This window comes from Martinezella multihospitum (genome assembly GCF_900094585.1).
Classification (GTDB): Bacteria; Pseudomonadota; Alphaproteobacteria; order Rhizobiales; family Rhizobiaceae; genus Rhizobium; species Rhizobium multihospitium.
Window position 1 is genome coordinate 69,085 of the sequence record NZ_FMAG01000006.1, and the last position, 12,573, is coordinate 81,657.

17 protein-coding genes are annotated in these 12,573 nt (G+C 55.1%); 5 read left to right on the top strand and 12 right to left on the bottom strand.

Features of this window, described 5'->3' with window-relative positions; translation table 11 throughout:
- Window positions 1-99: 99 nt before the first annotated feature.
- Complete coding sequence (locus GA0061103_RS23090; protein ID WP_092715332.1) at window positions 100-1,107, bottom strand: lysozyme inhibitor LprI family protein; 1,008 nt, start codon at window positions 1,105-1,107, stop codon at window positions 100-102.
- Window positions 1,108-1,183: 76 nt separating this feature from the next.
- Here GA0061103_RS23090 and GA0061103_RS23095 point away from each other — a divergent pair, with 76 nt between their 5' ends.
- Entirely contained in the window at window positions 1,184-1,633 is a 450-nt protein-coding gene (locus GA0061103_RS23095) for a phage tail tube protein (RefSeq protein WP_092715334.1), read from the top strand.
- Window positions 1,634-1,689: 56 nt separating this feature from the next.
- On the opposite strand, the gene GA0061103_RS23100 is transcribed toward GA0061103_RS23095, so the two are convergent.
- The 4 genes from GA0061103_RS23100 to GA0061103_RS23115 form a co-directional block, all read right to left on the bottom strand.
- Entirely contained in the window at window positions 1,690-1,995 is a 306-nt protein-coding gene (locus tag GA0061103_RS23100; protein ID WP_092715335.1) for a hypothetical protein, read from the bottom strand.
- Complete coding sequence (locus GA0061103_RS23105) at window positions 1,992-3,218, bottom strand: phage portal protein (protein WP_092715337.1); 1,227 nt, start codon at window positions 3,216-3,218, stop codon at window positions 1,992-1,994. Before GA0061103_RS23105 ends, GA0061103_RS23100 begins: the two co-directional genes overlap by 4 nt.
- Entirely contained in the window at window positions 3,218-3,757 is a 540-nt protein-coding gene (locus tag GA0061103_RS23110) for an HK97 family phage prohead protease (protein WP_092715339.1), read from the bottom strand. The genes GA0061103_RS23105 and GA0061103_RS23110 overlap by 1 nt, the downstream gene beginning before the upstream one ends.
- 67 nt (window positions 3,758-3,824) lie before the next feature.
- Window positions 3,825-5,012 carry a phage major capsid protein gene (locus GA0061103_RS23115; protein WP_167376636.1) on the bottom strand — a complete coding sequence of 396 codons (1,188 nt, stop codon included), beginning with the start codon at window positions 5,010-5,012 and terminating at the stop codon, window positions 3,825-3,827.
- 536 nt (window positions 5,013-5,548) lie between these two features.
- On the opposite strand from GA0061103_RS23115, the gene GA0061103_RS23120 reads away from it, so the two are divergent.
- Window positions 5,549-6,259: a GIY-YIG nuclease family protein gene (locus tag GA0061103_RS23120; RefSeq protein ID WP_092715343.1), complete on the top strand. Its 711-nt coding sequence runs from the start codon at window positions 5,549-5,551 to the stop codon at window positions 6,257-6,259.
- 21 nt (window positions 6,260-6,280) lie between these two features.
- Here GA0061103_RS23120 and GA0061103_RS23125 read toward each other — a convergent pair whose 3' ends face one another.
- The 7 genes from GA0061103_RS23125 to GA0061103_RS23155 all read right to left on the bottom strand — a co-directional run bounded on the left by GA0061103_RS23125 (window position 6,281) and on the right by GA0061103_RS23155 (window position 10,988).
- Window positions 6,281-6,649 (bottom strand): hypothetical protein, encoded by a 369-nt coding sequence (locus GA0061103_RS23125; RefSeq protein ID WP_092715345.1) that lies wholly within the window; start codon window positions 6,647-6,649, stop codon window positions 6,281-6,283.
- Window positions 6,650-6,929: 280 nt separating this feature from the next.
- Window positions 6,930-8,108 (bottom strand): AAA family ATPase, encoded by a 1,179-nt coding sequence (locus GA0061103_RS23130; protein ID WP_167376637.1) that lies wholly within the window; start codon window positions 8,106-8,108, stop codon window positions 6,930-6,932.
- A gap of 65 nt (window positions 8,109-8,173) precedes the next feature.
- A complete protein-coding gene (locus GA0061103_RS23135; protein ID WP_092715349.1) occupies window positions 8,174-8,383 on the bottom strand; it encodes a hypothetical protein in 210 nt (69 codons plus the stop codon).
- On the bottom strand, window positions 8,380-8,562 hold the full coding sequence (locus GA0061103_RS23140) for a hypothetical protein (protein WP_092715351.1): 183 nt from the start codon (window positions 8,560-8,562) through the stop codon (window positions 8,380-8,382). The genes GA0061103_RS23135 and GA0061103_RS23140 overlap by 4 nt, the downstream gene beginning before the upstream one ends.
- A 73-nt stretch (window positions 8,563-8,635) precedes the next feature.
- Entirely contained in the window at window positions 8,636-8,848 is a 213-nt protein-coding gene (locus tag GA0061103_RS23145) for a helix-turn-helix transcriptional regulator (protein WP_092715353.1), read from the bottom strand.
- A gap of 145 nt (window positions 8,849-8,993) precedes the next feature.
- Window positions 8,994-10,157: a tyrosine-type recombinase/integrase gene (locus tag GA0061103_RS23150; protein ID WP_092715355.1), complete on the bottom strand. Its 1,164-nt coding sequence runs from the start codon at window positions 10,155-10,157 to the stop codon at window positions 8,994-8,996.
- A gap of 306 nt (window positions 10,158-10,463) precedes the next feature.
- Window positions 10,464-10,988 (bottom strand): DUF6428 family protein, encoded by a 525-nt coding sequence (locus tag GA0061103_RS23155; protein ID WP_092715357.1) that lies wholly within the window; start codon window positions 10,986-10,988, stop codon window positions 10,464-10,466.
- Window positions 10,989-11,030: 42 nt separating this feature from the next.
- On the opposite strand from GA0061103_RS23155, the gene GA0061103_RS23160 reads away from it, so the two are divergent.
- From GA0061103_RS23160 to arsC, 3 genes are read left to right on the top strand one after another with little or no spacing between them, the layout of a single operon-like run.
- Entirely contained in the window at window positions 11,031-11,405 is a 375-nt protein-coding gene (locus GA0061103_RS23160) for an ArsR/SmtB family transcription factor (RefSeq protein WP_092715359.1), read from the top strand.
- Window positions 11,405-12,088, top strand: a complete 684-nt coding sequence (locus GA0061103_RS23165; RefSeq protein ID WP_092715361.1) for an aquaporin — start codon at window positions 11,405-11,407, stop codon at window positions 12,086-12,088. The genes GA0061103_RS23160 and GA0061103_RS23165 overlap by 1 nt, the downstream gene beginning before the upstream one ends.
- Window positions 12,085-12,507 carry an arsenate reductase (glutaredoxin) gene (gene arsC, locus GA0061103_RS23170; RefSeq protein WP_092715363.1) on the top strand — a complete coding sequence of 141 codons (423 nt, stop codon included), beginning with the start codon at window positions 12,085-12,087 and terminating at the stop codon, window positions 12,505-12,507. Before GA0061103_RS23165 ends, arsC begins: the two co-directional genes overlap by 4 nt.
- Window positions 12,508-12,573: the final 66 nt, after the last annotated feature.

The window sequence follows — 12,573 nt, forward strand, 5'->3', positions numbered from 1 at the left end:
ATCAATGATTTAGGCGCAAATAAATCCTGATGACATAACCGATTGGCTGAGGCGCACGGCACGGCGCGCAAGATCAAATGACAAGCGAAAACTCTCAATTCAAAGATCGCTTTCTTCCCTTTCGGCCCACCATTGCAAGGTTTCAATACGACGGCGACTTTCGGTCACAAGTGAGCCTGCCCGCACAACCGGCTGCAACGTACCTCCAGCCACAAGTGAAGCTCGATATTCCGCCTCCGCGTTGGCAAAATTCCACCATGCTTCTTGACTTCGATCCAGCAATCGAAGGTCGGTGTCGTTACGCGAAATAATCCTCTTCATTAGGATTTCGATCTCGCGCTCAAGGTCCTTAACCTCGGAGACGGCTTGCCTGTTCATTTCCGTTTGTGTGCGGGGGACCGGACCATGCAATTCTCCTATTAAGACCCACTCTGTTGCGCCGATGAATTCAGTCGCCGCTTCAAGAAAGCCTGCGATCTCGGCGATGCGAAACGGGACCTCGGTCGGTAGCTCATGAGTTAGTATATGGCGTATCTCGAACAGGCGGGAGAGCTGTGCCTTCATGTGATTATAGTCGGCTATAATCGGCTCCTGCGGCTCCGTATCCTCGATCCATATCGTGCGGGAGTTCCGTAGCTTTTCTTCGAAGTTGGGAATTATTTTTTTGAAATTGTCGATCAACTGCGCGAGATTGTTAGTCGAAATGGAATGGCTGATTATGTCGCCAACCGATAGTTTGCGACCCGCAAGTTGGCGTAGAAAAGCGAAATCAACTTTCAAATCCTTCGCTAGATGTTCAGCGCGTTCCAGATATGAATCGCCGCAATCAACAAATTCGCGGATTTTGTCGTGGACAAACACTTCTATGATCGTGACAATTCTCATTGGAACAAAGGCGGCGAACACGGCCAACTCGCGACTTCTGCCCTCCCAAGCGTCGCGAAGTCCGCCAAGTTCCGCCACTGCTACAGAGTTCTCTCCACGGCGATTTTTCCATTCCAAAATCTTTTCGATAGAAGCCTTGGCCATTTTTAGTGAGGTCCGTGAGTGAATCCGTTTCACTGTCACATACCAATTTTTGACGGCCTCTTGAATCGGCCTTTTCATTCCACCGTCATTTATCAGCTTGACGATTCGCGCCTCGCCAAAAGCTGCCTTCTGCTAGCAACAGAAGGAATTCCATATGAAACCGACCACAGTACGCTTTGGTCGCTTTGTCGTTCAGCTCGGTAAGACCAGCGGCGGCACAACGACCTATACCAGCCCTTGCGGCTTTACTTCCAAGTCCCTCCAGTTTTCGAAGGACTTGAATGACGTTCAGATTCCAGATTGCGATGACCCGGATGCAGTATCGTGGCTTGGCCGCGACGTCGCCAGCCTGTCCGCTCAGGTTTCCGGCGAAGGCGTTCTCGCTCAGGAAGCCGTTGACGATTGGCTTGAGGCCGTTGAGTCGATTGACTCGATTCCCGTCCAGATCATCCTCCAGTTTCCGGCCAAGACTATTACGTGGACCGGCCACCTCCACGTCTCGGAATTTACCGTGAGTGGAGAGATGGGCGGCCGTGTGACCGCTTCCGTCACGATGAATTCGGATGGCGAGCTTACTCGTGTAACTACTCCGGTAACGCCGTAAGCTCTACGGGAAGCCTAAAACGACAAAGCCCCGGCGTCGAAAACCGGGGCTTTTCTTTATGCTACGCGGCCTAGATCGAAATGCCGTCGACCATCGGCAAGTTGCCGCTCGTAATGTTTCAGCGCGACCTTGAGGATGGCCCCTAGGATCGGCGAGCCGTTTTCGAAATACACTACCCGTCGCTGGGAGTGTGGGTTCTTCGTCGCGACTGCACGGACGTTGTATTTCCCATTTGGATGCTGGATAAGCGCCATATCGCTCAAATAGATGCCTTCAGACAGCCGAACGCCGAAGGTAGCGAGCGTCAGGTATGAATCAGACTTCCAGCCGTTATGCAGGCTCATAAACTCGATTTCGATCAAGCCGCACCTCCTGCATTCTGCTGCTGGCCATTCTTCGCCGGATCGTGGATTCCAGCCGTATTGAGTGGCACGCGCAATCCGTCACCGCCGTCTATTCTTGGCAGGTCAAACACCGCGCGAGATTCGTTCACGCTCATAATGCCGCTTGTCGTCAGGCTGGCGTAAGCCGCTGCGCGATCTTGCAGACTGCCCGCAATCAACGAGCTGAAGTCGTTTGCGATATACATGGCGCGTCGCTCACGGCTCGACAGCACAAACGCGGCAAGCTGGCTGTTCAAAGCATTCGACCAAGGAGTCATCGTAAGGTTGACGAACTGGCGGTTTGCCTCTGTTGCCGAACTCCATGTTGAATGGAACGGCAGGCCCGCGACGTCTGGCTGGACTCCATAAGCTTGCGCAACCAGATATGCGTTGAATCGACGGTTCTCGATCAGCTCCGAGTCCTTGTTGGACGGCGTAAATCGCTCGAAGGTAAGACCATCACCAGCGACCGCTATTTTTCCAGCCGCTTGAGGCCCCATATAGTTGTTTTCGAACGTAGCCTTGAGGCGCTTGGCTGCTTCATCGCTGATGGCCGAAGGAGCGGTAAGAATGCCTGAAGCACGGAATCCTTGTTCGGCGTCCGTCTTGGTGGCCTCTTCAACGCCGGCAGCGATACCCATACTCAGCGCCGCCAGCTCGATAGGTGAGCGGCCCATAAACCCATCTGGCAGCCACTTCGCATGGAAGATAGAATCTTGAGAATAGACCGTCTCAACGAAATTACGAAGCGAGTCGCTGTGCCTATATCGCAGGCGGCCGTTCCCGAGGGCTTCGACAACCGTATCCTTGAACGCCAGCGGCGTCAGATTTGTAATCTTGCCGTGCTGATCGAATTCCACATGAGCGTAAGCGTTGCCGTGCCGAACGAAGTCCTTCATCAGGCGCGTGCGAATCTCTTGGCTCGACATGCTAGCCGTGCCATCCATAAGGATGTTGTAAAGCGGGTGGTCCACGGCCGGCGAAGGACTGCCATCCTTCTGTATCTTGTACAGAATCGAGTCGTAGCTGGCGTACGTTGTAGCGATGATGGAAATACACCTCGCCGACGTCGATAGCTTGCTTGCCGTCTCAGCAGATGAGGCGACGCCAAGGATTCGAGCAAGAGCCGGATCATTAACAGAAACCGCGTCCCGCTTCTCAGATCGGCGGAACATGGCCATGATGTTGTTTCTGAAACCCATTAGCGGCCACCTCCAAGATAGTGCATGTAAAGGGCAGCTCGCATGGAAGCCTCAGCATCGGCATAGAGCTGACGAACGGACAGCGTTTTGCCGGTATCCTCGTACGCGGCATGCGTCACTAGAGACACCTCCAGCAATTCGGCCTCTTCAACGGTCCTGTGATTGCCGTTCCAAGATTCCTTGGTGGCAATGAAGCCCACGCTAGCGCCGCCCAAATCGCCACGATCCGCAAGAGCCTTGATGTCGTTGCCAAGCTGGGTTTCGGGCAGATCAATTTCGACGGCAAGTCCTCTCGCATCGCTGACCAGCCGCATAGTTCCGTTGGCCTGACGTGCAAGGTACTGGTCTGGATTGTGCTGTGCGAGGGCAATCACGTCTCGCTTGCCTGTCCGGTCGGCTAGGCTGCGATCAAAAGCACCCGGCGCGAACGACTCCGTAAAATCGCCAAGGCGGGCCTCGGTATTCCAAAGAGAGGCGTAGACGCGAATAGTTCGGCCTTTCACCTCTGCAAAATTAGCAGTCGCTAATCTCTTTTCCATTTGAACTCCTTTCCAGAGGGAAGAAAGGCCGCGCTAGGCGGCCTCTCAATTCCGTTCCGCTTGCCGATTAGGCGGCCAGATCGGCCCATGCCGCCGAAGCCGCGCCGTTCTTCAGCCCAACGTCCACATCGGTAAAGCCGACGATCTTCAAAGCGCCTTCAGATGAATAGGACGCGGTATCGATGATAATATCCACGCTCGGCGCGGTGCCTGCCTGATTCCAGAAGCCAATCAGGATGTCGCTCGGAACCGCCGCGATGACCTTTTGGCCGGTCGCGATGTTCGTCACGTAGGGCTTGCGGCCAAAGAAGTTGGTTTCCAGCGGGATCGGCAGCTTGTCGGTCGTCTTCAGCTTGCGAGCAGCCTGCGCAACGGCGTTCGTGATGTAGAACACAGCCGAGTCGGAATTCTGGTTCGCATTTTCGAGGACTGCCAGCAGATCGGCCGCAACATCGGAGATATCAGCTCCGGAAGCGGTTGTGGTTTCCGTGATGAGCGACATGATGCCCTTAGGAGCGTTCGTCTGACCACCCTGAAGAGCAACAGAGTCGACAGCGCGGCCAAGAGCGGCGTTGAGATCGGCACGGAGCACGGCGTCAAGGCCAATCGAGTTAGTGACGAGCGCGCGCCGACTGATTTTCAGGTACACGGCTGCGGTGTGCGGCTGCAACACGACGTTATCAAAGGTTGCGTTACCCTGCGGCGCGGCACCCGACTCAGGAAGCCAAGCGATCTGCGCATCCGGGCCACCAACGAAACGCGGCAGAGCGATGCTGCCGTAGCCAAGGCCGTTCAGGACAGTGGCTCCGGATCGAATGACAGTCGAGGCCGGCGTAAGGCGCGGAATCAGGTTGCCGAACTTCTGGTCTGCGATTGCCGGATTGCCGGCTGCGGTCACTTCGCGCTGTTCGTAGTCTGCGATTGCGGACAGAGGAATACGCAATCCACGCGTGGATTGCCCACGGCCAAGCTCCTGCGCGATTTCTGCCTCCCGGCCTTCAAGATTGCCATTCAGGAAGCCGGCGAGGGCACGGCTAACCGAATAAGAACGCAGCTCGGTTTCCAGCGTGTCGCGAGCGACGGAGCGGGCCGTCTCATAAGCCGCCATGCGCTCTTCGGCGTTGATCTTGGCGTCCAGCGCCTCTACGTCCTTCGCGAGCTTGTCGAATTCCGGCGTCTTGCCAGCCGACAGAGCGGCCCGCATTTCGGTGACGAGGGCTGCACGCTCAGAACGCATATTGTGAATCGATGTCATATGTACTATTTCTCCTTTGGATTTCGATTGGCTGTCCGCTTGCCTTGGAACGTTGGTGGACAGCCGGTTTGCATGTGTGTCCATTTCTGGACGGCTTTCCGTGCTTTTTGGGCGCGGAACTGGTTTCGCTGGCCTGAGATGCGGCCGGCGTGAAACTTGTTGCTTCCTCTGGCTGGTTCGACGGGCGACTACTTAGATTCGCCGCCCGTCAATCTCGAAGTCCGAAGGAGTAGACGGTGGGTAAGTTGCCAAGTGGCGCTGAACGTCAAAAAAATAACAGATCAATAAAATTGATAGATGGCCGATAGCGTATCAATTGGATTAATCCTATCTCCCCATTTGCAGGAGCTTACGAACAGGCCCCCCGCCGGTCCCACGTAGACGCAAATCTCGCAAAGTCGAGCCACCCCGGCCCATCGACGGCGGTTTCAGACTCGGGCCTGAGTTGATCATGCTGACGGTACTCTTGCGCGAAGAGTCACAATGCCGAATATAGTTGTCGCTTACTCACGGCAGTGTCATGGCTTAGGAACCTAATGCGGGAACACATTATAAGCGAAATCAGGCGATTAGCGGCACAAAGCGGAGGCCAGCCACCCGGCGTCCAAGCATTCGTCAGTGCTACGGGCATCATAGAATCTAAATGGCTGGGGAAGTACTGGGCACGCTGGAGTGACGCACTTATTGAAGCTGGATTTGAACCAAATTCGTGGGCCGGGAAATCAGATACAAGTGTCATCCTCACTGGTTTAATTGCCGCCTGTCGGCACTATGGTCGATTTCCCACCAACGCTGAGATGTCCATGCTAAGGGCCACAGACGCAACGATACCGTCGCCTAAGACAATTCTAAGTAATTTTGGCGGGCGCTCAGAGCTGATTGCCGCCTTGAGAGAACACATTGGCCGTGATCCACGATATGACGACGTGGAAGCCATGTTGCCAACGATGAAGCAATCCATGCCAGTGCAGCTAAAAGGCCCCAAGCCAGTTGATGGTCACGTGTACCTCATAAAGTCTGGCGAGTTTTACAAGATCGGTCGAAGCGATGAACTTGAGCGACGCGTGAAGGAGATACGTATAGCGCTGCCCGACGCCGCAACTCTGCTTCACTCGATAACTACAGACGACCCGCCAGGAATTGAAGCTTATTGGCATCGCCGCTTTGCGGATCGGCGGGCGAATGGAGAATGGTTTAAACTTACGGCTGACGACATAAAGGCGTTCATGCGCCGAAAATTCCAATAACGGCCGGTCAGTTGGCACTCCCTATGCGTAGGCATTGGCCGTTGGTTGCGCCTTGATGCGCTGCTGGCGCGCATACTCGCGTTCCTTGGCCTTTGCTCGCTTACGACGAGAATCCCGTTCCGCACCTTTAGCCAGCTCGGCTTGGTAGTTCTCAATAGGTTCGACGCACTTAACGAGCGTCACGCCTCTAAACGAGGGCACGCCGTCATTCCAGCCGAGAATGATATGCTTAGCCTCACATTGGGCGTGCGCAAGCTCTTCGAACCGCTGAACATGTGTAAGGCCGTCAGCGCTAATTTGCACTACCCAATAATCCCCGGAGCCGTTTACCGTCACAGCGGATTCGTAAACTGCCACCGCAGTCGTTAGGTTGATAGGTGTTGGATTCATGGTGTTTCCTTTCATCGGTTGTGTTACGCGCTCGCCCACGCGTTGCCGGCGCGTTCGTTCGCTGCTGTGATGGTTTGCAAGAGCTGTGCCGGGCTATCGCCCATATCGATGGGCAACGCGCTGATTATCTTCCTCGCGCAATTCCTCGCGCTTCCCCGTCTTCCTCTTCTTAGGGGATGGGGCTCCACCCCATTCCCCCTAAGAGGAAGAGGAGAAGAGGAGGGGATTTTTCCTCTTGGGTGGATTGATTTCCTCTCAAGAGGAGACAGGCAAGAGGAGATTAAATCTCTTCGTCCGTGGTAATTTCGTACCGCATCTTCACGTCATCCAACTCAAGAACACCTCTTGTCAGCAGAAGGTTTTTTCCCTTCTCGAAGTCCCGACCAAAATTCTTGGTGGCGATGAATCTGCGCGCCTTCTCTTCTGTGGCGTGCATGGTGGCGGAATACGCCCATCTACCCGAAGACAACCGCAAGGGCTGCTCTTCTCCAGCATCTTCCATTGCCGCCTTAACCGCCCGAAGAAAGGCCATCTCGCTTGCCTGTAAAGGCTTCTCTTTCGGCCCGGCCCTCAACACGGCTAGCTTCTGGTCGCCGTCAGTGTCCGCGCGCAAGACGGGCGCAAACATAGCTTCGCCTGTACCCTTTACGCCTACGCGGATAGCCTCAAAACTAAGGTCCGCGATATAGCCGGTATCGCCGTCTTTCGACTTGTCTGCATATATCCAGCGGCGGCTGACTTCGCCCTCTTGTTTATCGACCTTCACGCCCAAAACCACCTCAAGAGCGGCGTAGGAACTGGACGAACCTCGCCATATGTTTTCGGACTCTTGCGATTTCGCCGCGTGATGCAGCAGAAGGATAATGATGTTCAGCTCTGCACAGATCGAGTTCAGGTTGTCGATGACGACAGCCCATGAATCCGCCTCGTTCTCTTTGGCGACCATGCCAGACGCGGCAAGGGTGTCGATCATGGCGACCTTCAGCGGCACGCCGTGTTTTTCAACGAACTCATCGTTGATCACGGCAAGCGTGGCGGCGAAGCCCTCCCAATCCCTACGGCCGGCAAGGATGCGCGGGCGCTTTACCAGTCGGAATGGCACGTCAGCCGTTGCGCCTTGCGTGTCATCATAGATTGCCTTCCATCGACGCTTGACGTTGCCCGCACTCTCGTAAGGAAGGTACGCGACGCCTACAGCTTCCGGCACCTGATACTTACCTAGCCACGACTGGCCCAGCACAAGGCTTTTCGCCATATCTAGCGCAACTACGGTCTTGCCCGACTGTGATTGGCCGGCAAGCCCACAGATACCGTTTTCTGGTAGCACGCCTTCAATTACTTCCCGAACGACGGGCAGTTCGTCAGCCGGGTTGAAATCATCTAACTGCCACAGGTCCGGGTAGTCTTCCTGCGATGGCTCATTTCTAATCGGGGCCGACGCTTGAGGGGTATCGTTCAATTCCTCTTCATGTCCAATCGCTTGGAGGTGATCAGCAATGCGAATTGGTGTGGACAGCCTAGCCATTAATCCTGCACCATAAGCACGGAAACCGTACCCGGCGTGAGAGGATTCTCACAGGCTGGCGGGATATTGTGCTTCTGCATGAGCCGTACAAACCAGCCTTCATTATTGCGGGCAGGACGATAATAGATGCTTGCGCCGGCCCCGCGATAGGCGGCAATGGCCTGCTCATTTCTCGCTATGAGCTTTTGGATTTTCTTAAATTCGTTCAACTCATGTTTTCCTTTTTCCATAAATTCTCTGTAGCTTTAGACCTCAAAAACACATTCACCTCATCCAACTTGGGGTATTGAAGTCTCACCATCTGCTGAATCAGCTCAAATGCTTCTGGATGTTTGTTGTCAAAAGCCTGACGAGCAGCCATTAGTGCGTCATAAAATTCGTTGCTCATTTCACTATCCCCTAGATTGAAGCATCTTCACGCTAGCGCAACCTTTGGGAAATGTCCAAACCACTGCGCCTTGTCATGCCGCCACCCCGCCATTGATCTTGCCGTCAATCCAGTCCATAACCTCAGACCGCACGAAGGCAATTCGGCGAACACCGATCTTACGCGGCTTTGGGAACTGGCCCTCTGCCGCCATCAGCTTCAATAGTTTGTCGGACAGCGTGGTCATGGCCGCCGCTTCTGTAGGCGACATTAATGGACTAATGAACTGTTTCTTCTCTTTGCTCATTATCGCGTCCTTTCCTGTTGTTGGCGATAAAAAGCATCTGTGAATCAGCTCAAAAATCGTCAAAAAGAAAAACAAAGAAAAACCCGCCAACAAGCCGCTCGCGGGTCCGTAAGATTTTGAAATATCTTTTATATTAGGCGTGTAATTATTTTTGGCTTTGGCAGTATGTGGCCCATTCGTCCATCAAGGCGCGGCGCTTCTTCAGGGCATCCGATCTGCGGTAAGCCGCCTCTGTTTTGTCACTCAAACCGTGCGCAAGCGCATGTTCCATTACCTCACGCGGATGATGAGTTTCATCACCGGCCCAATCTCGGAAGCTAGAGCGAAAACCATGGATCGTCTCATTGCCGCCGGATGCCAGCCGTATGGCTTTCACCATCGCCGTGTCACTAATAGGCTTACCCTCACTCTCGCCCTCGAAAACCAGATCGCCGGTTGCCACTTGCTGCCTGTCCTTAAGGATTGTCACCGCACGGTCACTTAGTGGAACGCGATGCTCAACTCCCGCCTTCATACGTTCTTTCGGAATGACCCAAAGCGCGCCATCCAAGTCGATCTCGGGCCATACAGCGCCACGCACTTCACCGGACCTGCAAGCCGTCAGGGCTGTGAATTCAGCTGCCCGTGCAGCGACACCCGAAGACGCCCGCAGCTTGATCATGACAGCCGGAATCTTCTCATAGGCGACCGCTTCATGATTGCCGCGTGATAGTTTGTTCTGTGCGGGCAGTAGCTCTTTAAGGCCACCCTTCCAGCTTGCCGGATTGTCGCCGATAAACAGGTCACGCGCCTTAGCGTGGTCTATGACAGCTTCAATCCGCATGCGCGTACGATTCGCTGTTTCTGGCTTTTTCGTCCAGATGGGCTTGAGGGTTTCTACGATATCGTTGCGGGTAATGTCGGCAATCGGCTTTTTATGCAGCGGCTGGGCATAGGTGCGCAGGGTCATCTTCCACTGAGCTACATGCTTCTCATTCTTCGCACTGGCCGTCTTTACCTTAATGACGTCTTCCATGATCTGGCCGAACGTCTTGCGCCCTTCCTTGGGCGTTTCCATCGTGCCGCGCGCAAGTTTGTCGCGAATCTCCTGAGCTTTTTCGCGAGCATGTTCGATGGTTACGGGCTGGGTGCTAAAACCGGGGTAGGGGCCAAGGGCGATCTCTTGCCGCTTGCCGAGGCGCTTGTAAATGAAGTGCCACGACTTCGAACCGCCTGTGCGGACACGTAGAAAAAGCCCAGCACCATCGCTGTAGATTCCGGGCTTGGAAAGCTTCTCTATCTTGGTTTTCGTGAGCTTGTGAAGCGCCATCGCAGATTCCCTATGTCATAACTTAATCTAGAGAAAAGCCGAGAATAGGAGAAAATTCAATGGTTTTAACCGGTATTTTGCTTATTTTCCGGGAATACGCGGACACCTCTTCCGCCATATCTCCATGATAATGCTTGACAATTTTCGTTGACGTGATCGCGATCAATCTACAACATTGTCAACAATTACCTATAGCAATGCTGCCGCTGTATACGTGTAGCAAGAACGCCCACTTCGTGCTGCAGCGAGCGGTTCGACGAGAGGATGCAAAATCCACCCCACGCATATCGTTTTTCCTACCCCGGACTACGCACAACAACCGCTTTTTGAGGCGGCTGATCCGCAACAGGGAGGGGCTTCCCTCGTGTTCTCGGCCAACCACCGGTCACGTGGCTTGCAGCTTGCCGGACGCGGCAACAGTTCGACATGGACAACTCCGTTACGGAACGTCGGCAAAGACGCGCAATAGAGCTGCATCGGTCGCACGCCATCGCTGACTTCAAACGTCAGCTTTGCAGTTCTGTCGAGCTGTACATGCTCGGTCACCTTCCGGATGATCGAGTGGAACTTGCCCGCAGACATATGCATTCGATCGTCTTCGTCGATGTCCCAGAGCTGGATGAATAGCTCCAGCCAGGCCTCCGGATTTGCGCCGCAGTCGAGAGCCGAAAACTGGCCCGCCTTGACCTCCGTGACGTGATAGCCGGCCTTCACCGGACGTCCGTCATAGTGGAACACCAGCGGAGAATCCTTTGCTCCGGAGAGGATCGAGACCAGGTCGCCGAGGCTGATGTCGTCCGTTTGTATTTTGCTGTTGTCGATCGCATTCATTTCCGGTAATCCTTGTTTCAACATTTCAAGGATTATTGAAATATGGATCAACGTCAAGCCTTGGTATCGTTCGGCGCCCTGTCGCAGGAAACCCGCCTGCAGATCGTCAGGATGCTCGTGGTCGCCGGACCTGATGGTATGTCCGCGGGGATGATCGCCGAGAAGGCGGAAGTCTCGCCATCGAACGTCTCGTTCCATCTCAAGGAACTGGAGCGGGCAGGTCTCATCAACCAGCAGCGGGAGTCCCGCTCAATCATTTACTCGGCTTCCTACGATGTCCTTGGCGGACTTGTGCGGTTCCTGATGGAAGACTGCTGTGCCGGACATCCTGAAATCTGCGCTCCGGCCGCTGCCGTCGCAGCATGTTGTACGCCGACGATGGAAGGGGCGACATCGACGTCGAAGAAGGTGAACTGATGGAAGAGTTCGATCTTCCCCGGCGGCTGGCAGCCGAAGCTATCGGAACCGCCTTGCTGGTTGCGACCGTCGTCGGTTCCGGCATCATGGCATCCTCCCTGACGCAAGACACTGCGCTAGCGCTGCTTGGGAATACACTAGCGACTGGCGCAATCCTTGTGGTGCTCATCACAGTGCTCGGACCAATATCCGGAGCGCACTTCAATCCTGCGGTATCGCTGGTGTTCGTCCTGTCGCGTATGATGCCCGGGCGCGATCTCGCCGCCTACATTGCTGTTCAGATTGTCGGCGGCGTCTTAGGCACCATACTGGCTCATATGATGTTCGCGCAGCCCATCCTCGAATGGTCCGTGAAAGAGCGTTCCGGAGCAAGCCAATGGCTGGCGGAAGGGGTCGCGACCGTTGGGCTCGTGTCGGTCATTCTCCTCGGCATCCGCTTCGATCGGAAGTCCGTTCCGTGGTTGGTCGGCCTCTACATCACCGCGGCCTACTGGTTCACGTCTTCGACATCCTTCGCCAATCCCGCTGTCGCGGTCGCGCGCTCGCTCACAAACACCTTCTCCGGGATTCGACCTGCCGATCTTCCGGGGTTCGTCGTCGCAGAGTTCATCGGCGCGCTGTGCGCCTTCCTAGTGGTCACTTGGCTGCTTCGGCCGACCCCAACCGTGGAGACAGCATCATGAACGTCACCATCTACCACAATCCGGACTGCGGCACGTCCCGCAACACGCTGGCCATGATCCGCAATGCCGGCATCGAGCCGACGGTCATCGAATATCTGAAGAATCCGCCGACACGCGCCCAACTCGTGAAGATGATTGCCGACGCCGGATTGACTGTCCGGGAAGCGATCCGAGAGAAGGGCACGCCTTACGCGGAGCTTGGTCTCGATAACGCCGACCTGACAGATGCCCAGCTCCTGGAGGCGATGCTCAAGGATCCGATCTTGATCAATAGGCCGTTCGTCATCACGCCCCTGGGAACACGCCTTGCCCGGCCTTCGGAAGTCGTTCTCGATATCCTTCCGGACACTCATAAGGGACCGTTCAGCAAGGAAGACGGCGAAGAGGTTCTCGACGCCAAAGGAAAGCGTCTTGTCTGAGCGGTGCCGCTTCTTGCCGTGCTTGCACCGGACATGATCGTAGTTCTCCTAGTCGAGCGCTGATTG

What these genes read in the sequence shown, in the direction of transcription:
- GA0061103_RS23110 (WP_092715339.1), bottom strand. Translation starts at nt 3,757, where the DNA reads ATGGAAAAGAGATTAGCGACTGCTAATTTTGCAGAGGTGAAAGGCCGA.
- GA0061103_RS23155 (WP_092715357.1), bottom strand. Translation starts at nt 10,988, where the DNA reads ATGAATGCGATCGACAACAGCAAAATACAAACGGACGACATCAGCCTC.
- GA0061103_RS23160 (WP_092715359.1), top strand. Translation starts at nt 11,031, where the DNA reads ATGGATCAACGTCAAGCCTTGGTATCGTTCGGCGCCCTGTCGCAGGAA.
- GA0061103_RS23140 (WP_092715351.1), bottom strand. Translation starts at nt 8,562, where the DNA reads ATGAGCAACGAATTTTATGACGCACTAATGGCTGCTCGTCAGGCTTTT.
- GA0061103_RS23120 (WP_092715343.1), top strand. Translation starts at nt 5,549, where the DNA reads ATGCGGGAACACATTATAAGCGAAATCAGGCGATTAGCGGCACAAAGC.
- arsC (WP_092715363.1), top strand. Translation starts at nt 12,085, where the DNA reads ATGAACGTCACCATCTACCACAATCCGGACTGCGGCACGTCCCGCAAC.
- GA0061103_RS23145 (WP_092715353.1), bottom strand. Translation starts at nt 8,848, where the DNA reads ATGAGCAAAGAGAAGAAACAGTTCATTAGTCCATTAATGTCGCCTACA.
- GA0061103_RS23090 (WP_092715332.1), bottom strand. Translation starts at nt 1,107, where the DNA reads ATGAAAAGGCCGATTCAAGAGGCCGTCAAAAATTGGTATGTGACAGTG.
- GA0061103_RS23150 (WP_092715355.1), bottom strand. Translation starts at nt 10,157, where the DNA reads ATGGCGCTTCACAAGCTCACGAAAACCAAGATAGAGAAGCTTTCCAAG.
- GA0061103_RS23105 (WP_092715337.1), bottom strand. Translation starts at nt 3,218, where the DNA reads ATGGGTTTCAGAAACAACATCATGGCCATGTTCCGCCGATCTGAGAAG.
- GA0061103_RS23165 (WP_092715361.1), top strand. Translation starts at nt 11,405, where the DNA reads ATGGAAGAGTTCGATCTTCCCCGGCGGCTGGCAGCCGAAGCTATCGGA.
- GA0061103_RS23115 (WP_167376636.1), bottom strand. Translation starts at nt 5,012, where the DNA reads ATGACATCGATTCACAATATGCGTTCTGAGCGTGCAGCCCTCGTCACC.
- GA0061103_RS23095 (WP_092715334.1), top strand. Translation starts at nt 1,184, where the DNA reads ATGAAACCGACCACAGTACGCTTTGGTCGCTTTGTCGTTCAGCTCGGT.
- GA0061103_RS23125 (WP_092715345.1), bottom strand. Translation starts at nt 6,649, where the DNA reads ATGAATCCAACACCTATCAACCTAACGACTGCGGTGGCAGTTTACGAA.